11 protein-coding genes are annotated in these 11,949 nt (G+C 70.2%); 3 read left to right on the forward strand and 8 right to left on the reverse strand.

Annotated features, from left to right (window positions below):
* Positions 1–18 precede the first annotated feature (18 nt).
* From OG584_RS13555 to OG584_RS13590, 8 genes are read right to left on the reverse strand one after another with little or no spacing between them, the layout of a single operon-like run.
* On the reverse strand, positions 19–2,019 hold the full coding sequence (locus tag OG584_RS13555; RefSeq protein WP_405778081.1) for an NADH-quinone oxidoreductase subunit L: 2,001 nt from the start codon (positions 2,017–2,019) through the stop codon (positions 19–21).
* A complete protein-coding gene (gene nuoK, locus OG584_RS13560) occupies positions 2,016–2,429 on the reverse strand; it encodes an NADH-quinone oxidoreductase subunit NuoK (protein WP_405778082.1) in 414 nt (137 codons plus the stop codon). The genes OG584_RS13555 and nuoK overlap by 4 nt, the downstream gene beginning before the upstream one ends.
* The gene (locus OG584_RS13565) at positions 2,429–3,067 is read right to left on the reverse strand and encodes an NADH-quinone oxidoreductase subunit J (protein ID WP_405778083.1); all 639 of its coding nucleotides are present in this window, start codon (positions 3,065–3,067) and stop codon (positions 2,429–2,431) included. Before OG584_RS13565 ends, nuoK begins: the two co-directional genes overlap by 1 nt.
* Complete coding sequence (locus tag OG584_RS13570; RefSeq protein ID WP_405778084.1) at positions 3,064–3,741, reverse strand: 4Fe-4S binding protein; 678 nt, start codon at positions 3,739–3,741, stop codon at positions 3,064–3,066. Before OG584_RS13570 ends, OG584_RS13565 begins: the two co-directional genes overlap by 4 nt.
* On the reverse strand, positions 3,741–4,709 hold the full coding sequence (locus tag OG584_RS13575) for an NADH-quinone oxidoreductase subunit H (protein ID WP_405778085.1): 969 nt from the start codon (positions 4,707–4,709) through the stop codon (positions 3,741–3,743). The genes OG584_RS13570 and OG584_RS13575 overlap by 1 nt, the downstream gene beginning before the upstream one ends.
* Positions 4,706–6,490 (reverse strand): NADH-quinone oxidoreductase subunit C, encoded by a 1,785-nt coding sequence (locus OG584_RS13580; RefSeq protein ID WP_405778086.1) that lies wholly within the window; start codon positions 6,488–6,490, stop codon positions 4,706–4,708. The genes OG584_RS13575 and OG584_RS13580 overlap by 4 nt, the downstream gene beginning before the upstream one ends.
* Complete coding sequence (locus OG584_RS13585) at positions 6,487–7,107, reverse strand: NADH-quinone oxidoreductase subunit B (RefSeq protein ID WP_405778087.1); 621 nt, start codon at positions 7,105–7,107, stop codon at positions 6,487–6,489. Before OG584_RS13585 ends, OG584_RS13580 begins: the two co-directional genes overlap by 4 nt.
* Positions 7,098–7,583 (reverse strand): NADH-quinone oxidoreductase subunit A, encoded by a 486-nt coding sequence (locus OG584_RS13590; RefSeq protein WP_405778088.1) that lies wholly within the window; start codon positions 7,581–7,583, stop codon positions 7,098–7,100. The genes OG584_RS13585 and OG584_RS13590 overlap by 10 nt, the downstream gene beginning before the upstream one ends.
* A 223-nt stretch (positions 7,584–7,806) precedes the next feature.
* On the opposite strand from OG584_RS13590, the gene OG584_RS13595 reads away from it, so the two are divergent.
* The 3 genes from OG584_RS13595 to OG584_RS13605 all read left to right on the forward strand — a co-directional run bounded on the left by OG584_RS13595 (position 7,807) and on the right by OG584_RS13605 (position 11,676).
* Positions 7,807–8,976, forward strand: a complete 1,170-nt coding sequence (locus OG584_RS13595; protein WP_405778089.1) for a sensor histidine kinase — start codon at positions 7,807–7,809, stop codon at positions 8,974–8,976.
* Between the two features lie 453 nt (positions 8,977–9,429).
* On the forward strand, positions 9,430–10,764 hold the full coding sequence (locus tag OG584_RS13600) for a sensor histidine kinase (RefSeq protein ID WP_405778090.1): 1,335 nt from the start codon (positions 9,430–9,432) through the stop codon (positions 10,762–10,764).
* Between the two features lie 252 nt (positions 10,765–11,016).
* The gene (locus OG584_RS13605; RefSeq protein ID WP_405784044.1) at positions 11,017–11,676 is read left to right on the forward strand and encodes a LuxR C-terminal-related transcriptional regulator; all 660 of its coding nucleotides are present in this window, start codon (positions 11,017–11,019) and stop codon (positions 11,674–11,676) included.
* Positions 11,677–11,949 lie beyond the last annotated feature (273 nt).

Below are 11,949 nucleotides of genomic sequence, written 5' to 3' on the forward strand. Positions count from 1 at the left end.
GCTGATATCGATCACGGCTCACGATCCGGCGTAGGCGTTGGCAAGGGCGACGGCGGCGATCACCAGGACGACGGATCCGGCGAGCAGGGCGCTGAGGTAGGTCTGTGCGTTGCCGGTCTGGGCCCGGCGGAAGGCGGTCCCGAGCCAGCGTGGTGCTGCGCTCGCACCGCGTACGTAGGTGTCGATGACCTCGCGGTCCAGGAAGCGCACCAGTTGGGCTGCGGCGAGCACGGGGCGTACGAATGCGGCCGTGTAGAGGGCGTCCAGGTGGAAGCCGGTCACCGCGTGGCGGTGGAGCGGGCCGAGGAGCAGCCTGCCGGGGTCGACGGGGTCGGGGGCCGAGGCGATGCTGCCGTAGACGGAGCGGTGGGTGGCGATGGCTTCGGCTTCGACGGTGGCGGGGTCCGCGTCGGGGTGGGCTGTGACGGCGCCGATCGGGGGCTGCTGGGCCATGGCCGTGGTGTGCCGCCAGGTGCCGTAGGTGACCAGGCCGCCGACGAGGGCGACGCCGGTGCCGAGGACGGAGGTGGTGAGGGTCGGGGTGAGGCTGTGGCCGTCGAACCAGTCGGTGAGGCGGCCGGCGGTGAGGCCGAAGCCGATGGTGGGAACGGCGAGGAGCCAGAGCACGCCGTTCATGGCAAGGGGTTGCTTGCCGCGGTCGGGGGCTTCGCTGCCTGTGCCGCGGAAGGCGAGGAGCCAGAGGCGGGTGGCGTAGGCGGCGGTCAGCAGGGCGGTGACAAGTCCTGCGATCAGCACGGTCCAGCCGGCGCCCGCGGGGGCGATGGCGCTGTCGCCGAGCGCGGTGTTCTCTGCGGCGCCGAGGACGGACTCCTTGGAGAAGAATCCGGCGAAGGGCGGGATGGCGGCGAGGGCGAGCAGGGCGATGGTCATCGTCCAGAAGGCGTCGGGGATGCGTTTGGGCAGGTCGTCCATGCGGCTCATGGCGGCGAGCGAGTTGGTGCCCGCGGCGTGGATGACCACGCCGGCGCCGAGGAAGAGCAGTGCTTTGAACGCGCCGTGCGACAGGAGGTGGAAGACGGCGGCACCGCGGTCACCGACGGCCAGAGCGCCTGACATGTAGCCGAGTTGTCCGATGGTGGAGTAGGCGAGGACGCGTTTGATGTCGTCCTGGGCCAGAGCGGCCAGTGCCGATCCGATCATGGTGACCGCGGACATGACGGCCAGAACGGTCATGGCGGCTGTGGACGCCGAGAAGACGGGGAGCAGCCTGGCCACGAAGTAGATGCCTGCCGCGACCATGGTGGCCGCGTGGATGAGCGCGGAGACCGGGGTCGGGCCTGCCATGGCGTCGGGCAGCCAGGTGTGCAGCGGGAACTGCGCGGACTTCCCGGCGACTCCCGCGAGCAGCAACAGGGCGATCAGTGTGGGGTGGTGGAGTCCGCCGTCGGAGACCGTGCGCAGGATGCCGGTGATGCGGAATGTTCCCGCGTCGGCGGCGAGCGCGAACAGGCCGATCAGGAAGGGGACGTCACCGAGTTTGGTGACCAGGAAGGCCTTGAGGGAGGCGGAGCGGGCTTCAGGGGTCTCCCAGTAGTGGCCGACGAGGAAGTACGAGCAGATGCCCATGACTTCCCAGCCGACGAGCAGCACCATCAGGTCGCCGGAGTAGACGACGAGCAGCATCGCGGCGGTGAAGAGGGAGACGATCGCCGCGTACGAGGGGTAGCGCGGGTCGTCGCGCAGGTAAGCGGTCGAGTAGACCTGCACACAGCCGGCGACGGTCACGACGAGGACCGCGACGAGCGCGGCGAAGCCGTCGATGTGCAGGGACAGGTCGACGGGTACGGAGCCGGTGGGTGTGAGCCGGGTCGCGGCGTCGATGGCGTGTCCGCCGCTCTGGCGTACGGCGACTGTGATCGCGAGCGCCGCTGCGGCGAGCGTCGGGAGGATGGCAAGCGGGCGGACGAATCCGGGCGCGGTGCGGCCGAGCAGGAGTCCGGCCGCAGCGCCCAGGAAGGGCAGGAGGGGGACGAGGACGGCGAGGGTCGTCGTGGTCACGCGGCAGCCTCTGCCTTCTCCTCGCGGTCATCGGGATCGTCGGGGTCGGTGGAGTCAGCCGGTTCTGCCGGGTCGTCCGGGTCTGCCGGGTCGTCGCGGTCCGGTGATTCGGCTGTGTCGCGGAGCTTGTCGATGTCCGTCGTACCCCGGTTCCGGTGGACCGCGAGGACGATCGCGAGGCCGATGCCGATCTCGGCGGCGGCGATGGCGATCGTGAAGAGGGTGAGTGCCTGCCCGGAGTGGAGCTTGTCGCGCAGCCATACGTCGAAGGCGACCAGGTTGAGGTTGACGGCGTTGAGCATCAGCTCGACGGACATCAGGATCAGGATGACGTTGCGGCGGGCTAGGACTCCGTACAGCCCGGTGCAGAAGAGGAGGGCGGCGAGCACGGCGGGATAGACGAGATGCATCAGCGTTGCTCCCTGCTGCTCTTGCCCGCGCTGTTCCCGGTCGTGGTGCTGCTGGTTGCCGCGCCGGTCACGGCTGCGGTGCTGTTCTTCCGGGACAGGACGATCGCCCCGACAAGTGCGGCCAGGAGGAGCACGGAGAGCGCCTCGAAGGGCAGCACCCAGTGGCGGAAGAGGCTCTCGCCGGAAACCTTGGTGGAACCCTGGACCGGTCCGTGAAGGTTGACCCAGGTCGTACGGAACGCGTCGACGACCACCCAGACGAGTGAGGCGGCCGCGGCGACGGCCACCGCGAGGGCCACCCAGCGGTTCTCCGAGTCGGCGTCCGGGGAGCGGCCGATGGGGGCCTTGGTGAGCATCAGCCCGAAGAGCAGGAGGACGACCACGGAGCCGACATAGATCAGCACCTGGACCCAGGCGATGAACTCGGCCGTCAGCAGGAGGTATTCGACGGCGAGGCCACCGAGGGCAACGATCAGCCAGAGTGCGGCATGCACCAGTTGCTTGGTCGTGACGGTGATGACCGCCGCGCCGAAGGTGGCGATGCCGACCAGAAGGAAGACGATCTCGACACCCGTCGGTGACAGGAACCCGGGGTGGCCGGCGGCTGCGACGGCGACCACGTCTGCTCCACGACTCACGCCTCCCCCTCCCGCTCGGTGTGCTCGGCCTGTTCGGCGTGCTCGGCCTGCCCGGCCTGTTCGGTGTTCCCGGCCTGTTCGGTGTTCCCGGCCTGTTCGGCGTGCTCGGCCTGTTCGGCGTGCTCGGCCTGCTGATTCTGCTCGGCCCGGTGGGCGGCTTCGAGTTTGTCCGCCGCCTTGCGTGCCGCGGCGACCTCCTTGGGTTCCTCCGCTGCCGGGTCGAGTGCGGGCGGGGCGGGCACGGTCCACATCCAGTCACGGAGCTTGTCGCGCTCGTGGGTGAGTTCGTGGATGTCCGTCTCCGCGTACTCGAACTCCGGCGACCAGAACAACGCGTCGAAGGGGCATACCTCGATGCAGATACCGCAGTACATGCAGAGGGCGAAGTCGATCGCGAACCGGTCGAGGACATTGCGGCTGCGTTCGCGTCCCCCCGGCGCGGCCGCCGGGAGAGTCTCCTTGTGGGAGTCGATGTAGATGCACCAGTCGGGGCACTCACGGGCGCAGAGCATGCAGACGGTGCAGTTCTCCTCGAACAGCCCGATGACGCCGCGGGAGCGGGGCGGGAGTTCGGGCTGGACGTCCGGATACTGCGCGGTGACCGTCTTCTTCGTCATGGTGCGGAGCGTCACGGCCAGGCCCTTGGCCAGACCTGAACCGGGGACGGGAGACATCAGCTGATCGCCACCTTCACAATGCCGGTGAGCGCGATCTGCGCGAGGGCGAGGGGAATGAGTACGGTCCAGGCCAGCTTCTGGAGCTGGTCCTCACGGAGCCGTGGATAGGTCACCCGGAGCCAGATCACACCGAATGCCAGAACAGCCGTCTTGAGGAGCATCCAGACCCAGCCGAGCCCGTCACTGCCCCAGGGGCCGTGCCAGCCGCCGAGGAAGAGCACGGCGGTGAGGCCGCAGAGGATGACGATGCCCGCGTACTCGGAGAGCAGGAAGAGCGCGAAGCGCAGCCCCGTGTACTCGGTGTAGGCGCCGAAGATGATCTCCGAGTCGGCAACGGGCATGTCGAAGGGCGGGCGTTGGAGCTCGGCGAGTCCCGCCGTGAAGAACACCAGGCCGCCGACGATCTGCCAGGGGATCCACCACCACGCGAACGCGTTCAGGATGCCGGGCAGCGAGACCGTGCCGGCCGCCATGGCGACGGACGCCGCGGTGAGCAGCATCGGCAGTTCGTAGGCGAGGAGTTGCGCGGCGGTCCGGAGGCCACCGAGGAGTGAGAACTTGTTGGCCGATGCCCAGCCCGCCATGATCGAGCCGAGTACGCCGACTCCCATCACGGCGAGCACGAAGAAGATTCCCGCGTCGACGACCTGCCCGACGGCGCCCTCGCCCGGCCCGATCGGAATGACCAGCAGGACGAGCAGGTACGGGAGGAGCGCGACGGCGGGCGCGAGCTGGAAGATCCGCCGGTCGGCTCCGGCCGGGACGATGTCTTCCTTCTGCGCGAACTTCACACCGTCCGCGACGAGCTGGGCCCAGCCGTGGAACCCGCCTGCGTACATGGGCCCGAGACGGCCCTGCATATGGGCCATGACCTTGTGCTCGGTCTGCCCGACGACCAGCGGGAGGACGAGGAAGGCGACAAAGACGATGACCAGCCGGATGGCGACGTCGAGTACGTCGTTCACGCGGTATCGCCTCCGGCGGGGGTATCAGGACCGGCGGGGGTGTCGTGTCCAGTGGGAGTGTCAGATCCGGTCTCGGCCCGGCGCCCGGTTCCCTGTTCGGGTTCGGCGTCCGCTTCGGGTTCGGGTTCGGGTTCAGCGTCTGCTTCGGGTTCGGCGTCCGCTTCAGGGCCGGGTTCGGCAGCCGCTTCAGGTTCGGCGTCCGCTTCAGGGCCGGGTTCGGCAGCCGCTTCAGGTTCGGCGTCCGCTTCAGGGCCGGGTTCGGCAGCCGCTTCAGGTTCGGCGTCCGCTTCAGGGCCGGGTTCGGCAGCCGCTTCAGGTTCGGCGTCCGCTTCAGGGCCGGGTTCGGCAGCCGCTTCAGGTTCGGCGTCCGCTTCGCGTTCCGATGGGGTTGCCGCGTCGGACGCGGGTGCGGGCTCCGCTGCCTCGCCCTCGGTGGCCGGGGCCTCGGCAGCTGGGGCCTCGCCCGCCACGTCCGCGTTCGCCCGGTCTGCGGTGGCCCGGTCCTCGGTGGCCCGGTCCTCGGTGGCCCGGTCTGCGGTGGCCGGGGCCTCGCCAGCATCGTCCGCGTTCGCCCGGTCGGCGTTCGCCTGCTCCTCAGGTGCGTGACCCTCTGAAGCCCGGCGCCCAGCAGTCCCGGTGTCCGCTTCCGTGGCCGAACCCTCTGTGTCCGCCTCCTTCGACGGCTCGAAGGCCGGGCGGGCGTTGCGCCACGGCGCGTCGTCCCCGGCCGGCGAGCGGGACGGCACGGCCGGGGCGGCGTCCTCGGCAGCACGCTGGGACGTGGACCCCTCGGAAACACTCCGGCTCCGCCGCGAACCAGCGGATTTCGGGCGGGCGGATTCCACAGTGGAAGCCGAGCCTGAAGCCGGATCCAACGGTTCCGGTGTCTGCGCCCGCTCCTTCGCCTCCGGAGACACCGGAGCTTCCTGAGACACCGTTGCCCCCGGAGACACCGGGTCGGCAGCGACCTCCGGCGTTCCCCCGTCTCCCGTACTCCCCACCGGCGCGGACCCAGGTGCCGACGCGGATCCAGCCGCAGAACCGGGCGCCGCTGCCCGCGTGGCCCCGCCCGTGGCGTCCGTGGCCGGCGACTGGCTCGTGGATCCCTCGTTCACGCTGCGGGTGCGCCGCGCCGGGCGGTCACCCGCCGCGCGTGCGGCGCGCGCCGGACGGGCCGGGGCCGGAGGAAGCAGGCCCTTCTGCGGGCCCCACTCGTTGGGGTCGGGAACGCCGGGCGGCAGCATCTGGCGGCGCTTCGCACCGGCTCCCGCTCCGTGACCTGCCGCGGCCTCCCCCGGCTCCTTCGCACCCGGCCAGGCCTTCGCGACGCGTGCCGCGAGGACGAAGTCCTTGCGCAGCGGGTGGCCCTCGAAGCCCTCGGGCAGCAGGAGCGGTACCAGGTGCGGATGGTCGGTGAAGGTGACGCCGAACATCTCGTGCGTCTCACGTTCGTGCCAGCTCGCGCCCGCGTAGATTCCCACGGCTGACGGCAGGGCCGGCGCGGAGTGCGGGACGGTGGTGCGTACGAGCAGTCGGCGGACCGTACGGTTTTCGATGGCCACGACATGGGCGCAGACCCGGAAGCCGGTGTCCGGTTCGTCGACGGCGCTCAGCCAGTCGAAGTACGTGCAGCCGAGCCGGTGCCTCGCGGTCTCCAGTGCGGCGGTCCAGGAGGCGGCCGGTACGTCGACAGTGAGCAGGTCGTAGCTGTGCCCGGCGGTGGCTTCCGCGCCGAAGAGTTCGGTGACGGCTTCGGGGAGCCCGTCGTACGCGTGCGTCACTGTCCTGCCTCCGGTGCCGGCGGGGGCGCGATGAGGCCGCTGGTCAACTGGGCGGTGGAGGGCGTGGAGTAGCGCTCGCCGAGCGACTCCCTGGCGATCTTCTCCTGAAGTTTCAGGATGCCCTGGAGGAGCGCCTCGGGGCGGGGCGGGCAGCCGGGTACGTAGACGTCGACGGGGATGATCTGGTCGACGCCCTTGGTCACGGAGTACGAGTCCCAGTACGGACCGCCGCAGTTGGAGCAGGCGCCGAAGGAGATGACGTACTTCGGCTCCGGCATCTGCTCGTAGAGGCGCTTGACGGCGGGGGCCATCTTGTCGGTGACCGTGCCGGAGACGATCATCAGGTCGGCCTGGCGGGGGCCGGGGGCGAACGGGATCACGCCGAGCCGGATGAAGTCGTGCCGGGCCATCGAGGCCGCGATGAACTCGATGGCGCAGCAGGCGAGGCCGAAGTTGAAGACCCACAGGCTGTAGCGGCGGCCCCAGTTGAGGACCACCTTCATGGGTTCGGGGGCGAGCCGGGAGAGCACGCCGAGCCGCTGCGGGCGGGCGGCCTCGGGCAACTGGCCGCCGGGCAGCTGGGGGTCCGGCAGATCGACGGGGTTCGTCACGTCCATTCGAGGACGCCCTTCTTCCATGCGTAGAGCAGTCCGACGGCCAGGAAGCCGAGGAAGACGAACATCTCCACCAGCGTCGCCGTCCCGTATCCGTCCGCCGCGAAGACCGTCGCCCACGGGAACAGGAAGATCGAGTCCACCGCGAAGATCACGTAGAGGAAGCCGTAGACGTAGTAGCGGACCTGGGTGTGCGCCCAGCCCTCGCCGACGGGATCGACACCGCACTCGTACGTCAGCAGCTTCTCCGGTGTCGGCACCACCGGCCGCAGCAGCCGCCCCGCCCCGAAGGCCACGGCGACGAAGAGCACGCCGACGACCGCGAGTACACCGACGACCGAGTACATGTGGAAGTACCCCGTGTACCCCGTGTGCCCCGTGTGCACAGAGCGCCCTGGGTGCCCCGCGTATGCGGCGTGGCCCGTATGACCAGCGGCGAGAACCGCATGGCCCGCTGCGGCAACGGTCGGTCCCGGCACGTCCGGCCCTCGCTCCCTGCGCCCTTTTCGTCGCCTCGTCCGTCACATTCGCCACGTTGGACGATCCGTACGCACGGGAGTCTAGGCCCTGTTAAAGACTCGGTAAGCAGCCGGATCCGGAGCGGAGTCCGGCACGGGGCGGGGTGCGGGGTGGGGTTAACCCCACCCCGTCCCACCCAGCCGCCCCATGGCATCCGTCCCCGGAGCCCGGCAGTCTTGGCGTATGACCGCGACCAACTCCCGTCAGCTCGGCTCCGACCGGCCACCGCCCGCGCGCTTCGCGCTCGACCGGTTCACCTGGAAGGAGATCTCCCATCTCCTGGTGAATCTGCCGGCTTCCATCGTCGGCTTCGTTTACGTCGTGTTCATGATTGCCGTGGGCGGCGGCCTCGCCGTCACGGTGGTGGGTCTGCCGCTGCTCGCGCTCGGACTGCTCGGGGCGCGGCAGATCGGCAGGTTCGAGCGGGCTCGGGCGCGGCGGCTGCTGGGCGTCCGGGTGGAGGAGCCGAGCCCGCTCTTCGTCAAACGCGGCGGCAGCTTCTTCACCAGGCTGTGGATGAGCCTCAAGGACCCGGTGGGCTGGCGCACCATGCTGTACGGCTTCATCCGGCTGCCGTGGGGGGTGCTGACGTTCGCCCTGGTGCTGCCCAGTCTGTTCGTGCTCTGGCCGGTGCTGCCGTTCATCGCCCGCGGGCTGACCAACGTCGACCGGGCCATGGTCCGGGGGCTTCTCTCCCCCTCCGACGAGCTGGAGCGCCGGATCGCCGAGCTGGAGTCGGACCGCGGGGTGGTGGTGGACACGGCGGCCGCCGATCTGCGCCGCATCGAGCGGGATCTGCACGACGGCGCGCAGGCCCGGCTGGTGGCGCTCGCCATGGGGCTGGGGCTGGCCAAGGAGAAGCTTCTGGAGGATCCGGACGCGGCAGCCGTGATGGTCGGCGAAGCCCACGGAGAGGTGAAACTGGCCTTGCAGGAGCTGCGTGATCTGGCCCGCGGCATCCACCCGGCCGTACTGACCGACCGCGGGCTCGACGCCGCGCTCTCCTCGATCGCCTCACGGTGCACGGCTCCGGTGAAGGTCCATGTCGATCTGGCGGAACGGCCGGCGGAGGCGATCGAGGGCATCGCGTACTTCACGGTCTCGGAGCTCCTGCAGAACGTCAGCAAGCACGCCCGTGCGCGCTCCGCTTCGGTGGAGGTGTGGCGCTCGGCCGACCGGCTGCTGATCCGGGTCGAGGACAACGGGCGTGGCGGGGCACGGCTCGACGGCGGTACGGGCATGGCGGGGCTGGCCGACCGGCTGGGCGCCGTGGACGGTCTCTTCGTACTGGATTCGCCGGAGGGCGGGCCGACCACGGTGACGGCCGAGCTGCCCTGGCGCGACCGGGGCTGACGTACAGCGGGGCCGGGACGGGGCACTGTTCTCCGGCCGGGGGTGGGGAAAACCCCCGGTCGAAGACGGTGCCCCGCCTCATGGCCGGCGGCGCCCGGGGCCGGGAGCATGGAGACATGGAAACCGCAGGACCGGGCCGCTGAACCAGCGCGCTCACCCGACCGCAGAACCGGACCGCAGTCACCCCACCGCAGCCACCAGGCCGCAAACCCAGGACCCGGTCGGCCGGACCGCGGAGCCGGCCCACAGAACCACGGCCCACAGAACCCCTGAACACAGAACCACGGACCACGGACCACCGGCCCGGACCGCGAACCGCACTGCCGCACCAGACCTACGCACCAGACCGCCGGACGCAGCCCCGGACACCCTCCGGACCACTACGACCGGACACGGGCCGGACACGGACCGGACAGACACCGACCAGCCGGACGAAGAGAAACGGACACCTCCATGGCCACGGACCACGGCATTCGACCCCGGGACCACCGCGTGCCAGCGGTGCTGCGTGCGCCGTTCGAGGGCCGTACGTGGCGCGAGTTCGGATATCTCCTCCTCTCGCTGCCCATCAGCATCATGCTCTTCGTCCTCGCGATCACGACGTTCTCGCTGGGCGTCGGCCTGATGGTGACCTTCATCGGTATCCCGCTGCTCGCCGGGGGCCTGGTCATGTGCCGGGGCTTCGGGTCGATGGAGCGGGCCAGGGCGCGGGCGCTGCTCAGGGTCGACATCGCGGACCCCGCACCGGTACGGGGCAGGACCCGCGGCCTGATGTCGTGGGTGGGCGCCGTACTGAAGAGCGGGGCGTCCTGGCGCCACCTGGTCTACTCGCTGCTGCACTTCCCGTGGGCCGTCTTCGCCTTCCTGGTGTCGGTGATCCTCTCGGCGTACGGCTGGGCGATGCTGACGTATCCGCTGTGGCGGTGGGTCTTCCCGGCCTACACGGACACGGTCGGCATCCAGCTGTACGGCGACAGTACGCACCACGTCTATCTCGACAGCCCCTTCGAGATCACCCTGACCAGCCTGAGCGGTCTGGCCTTCGTTCTCGCCACCCCCTGGGTGATCCGCGGCCTTGCCGGTGTCGACCGGATGATGGTTCTCGGGCTGCTCGGCCCGTCGCGGCTGGACAGCCGGGTCACCGAGCTGGAGTCGGACCGCGGGGTGGTGGTGGACACGGCGGCCGCCGATCTGCGCCGCATCGAGCGGGATCTGCACGACGGCGCGCAGGCCCGGCTGGTGGCGCTCGCCATGGACCTCGGCCTGGCGAAGGAGAAACTGACCGCGGACCCGCAGACGGCGGCCCGGATGGTCGACGAGGCGCACGGCGAGGTCAAGATCGCCCTGCAGGAGCTGCGCGATCTGGCCCGCGGCATCCACCCGGCCGTACTGACCGACCGCGGGCTCGACGCCGCGCTCTCCTCTATCGCCTCGCGGTGCACGGTGCCGGTGCAGGTCGAGGTGGACCTGCCGTTCAGGCCTGCCGCCGCCATCGAGGGCATCGCGTACTTCACGGTCTCGGAGCTCCTGCAGAACATCAGCAAGCACGCGCGGGCGACCCGCGCGAGTGTGGACGTGTGGCGGGTGGCTGACCGCATCATGCTCCAGGTGACCGACGACGGCTCGGGCGGCGCCACCGGACCTGACGGCGCCCTCACCGCGAACGCGGCGGGCGGCGGTCTGGCGGGGCTCGCGGAGCGGCTGGACGCGGTCGACGGCCTGCTGGTCGTGGACTCGCCGGCCGGGGGTCCGACCACTGTCACGGCCGAGCTGCCCTGGCGCGACTGACCGCACCCTGCCGTCCGGTACCTTCCCGTCCCGCGTACGCCGTCCTCGTCCCTGTCTCTCCGTCCGGCCGGTCCCTCCGGCCGCTCCCCCGCTGCCCCGGACCCTGGCACCACTGGAGGGACGCCCGGGGCAGCGGGCGGGGGACACCGATAGGGCGGACCCCCACCCGCTCGGCCCCCGATGCTGGGATGCTGGGGTACGCAGGGCGGCAACTATCACCAAGTGGGGGGCTTCAGCGTCGTGGAGGACAGAGTGCGAGTGGTCATCGCCGAGGATTCAGTGCTGCTGCGGGAGGGCCTGACCCGGCTGCTGACGGACCTCGGTCACGACGTCGTCGCGGGTGTCGGGGACGCGGAAGCCCTGATCAAGACGATCGGGGATCTGGCGGCGCAGGAGTTGCTCCCGGATGTCGTGGTCGCCGATGTGCGGATGCCGCCCACCCACACCGACGAAGGCGTACGGGCGGCCGTACGGCTGCGCAAGGACTACCCGGGGATAGGGGTTCTGGTCCTCTCGCAGTACGTGGAGGAGCAGTACGCCACCGAGCTGCTGGCAGGGTCCAGCCGCGGCGTGGGCTATCTGCTGAAGGACCGGGTCGCGGAGGTCAGGGAGTTCGTGGACGCCGTGGTCCGGGTGGCGCAGGGCGGGACGGCCCTCGACCCCGAGGTCGTGGCACAACTGCTGGGCCGCAGCCGCAAGCAGGATGTGCTGGCCGGGCTGACCCCGCGCGAGCGCGAGGTGCTGGGCCTGATGGCCGAGGGGCGTACGAACTCGGCGGTCGCACGGCAGTTGGTGGTCAGTGACGGGGCGGTGGAGAAGCACGTCAGCAATATCTTCCTGAAGCTCGGGCTCTCTCCGAGTGACGGGGATCACCGCCGGGTGCTCGCCGTGCTGACCTACCTGAACTCGTAATCAACTGACACCCTGTCATATATCGAGGTCGGGGCCCTGCGCCGGAAGCGGCTCCGGGCAGGACCTAGAACCAAAGGATGAGCACCCAGCGCAAGCGCCTGATGACACCGAGGGCCGGGATGTGCGATTTCAATGGCACCAAACCCGGGCAATTCGGTGTCTCATTAGGGCGTCCGCCATATGAGCCTTCCAGGGAAGGCCACCCTTACCGTCGTAGGGTGGGTTCCGGTGTGTCCGGGCAGCCGGGTACATCCGAGCAGCCGCCCGAGGGAG

It is taken from the genome of Streptomyces sp. NBC_00859 (genome assembly GCF_045161865.1).
In the GTDB taxonomy this organism is placed as follows: Bacteria; Actinomycetota; Actinomycetes; order Streptomycetales; family Streptomycetaceae; genus Streptomyces.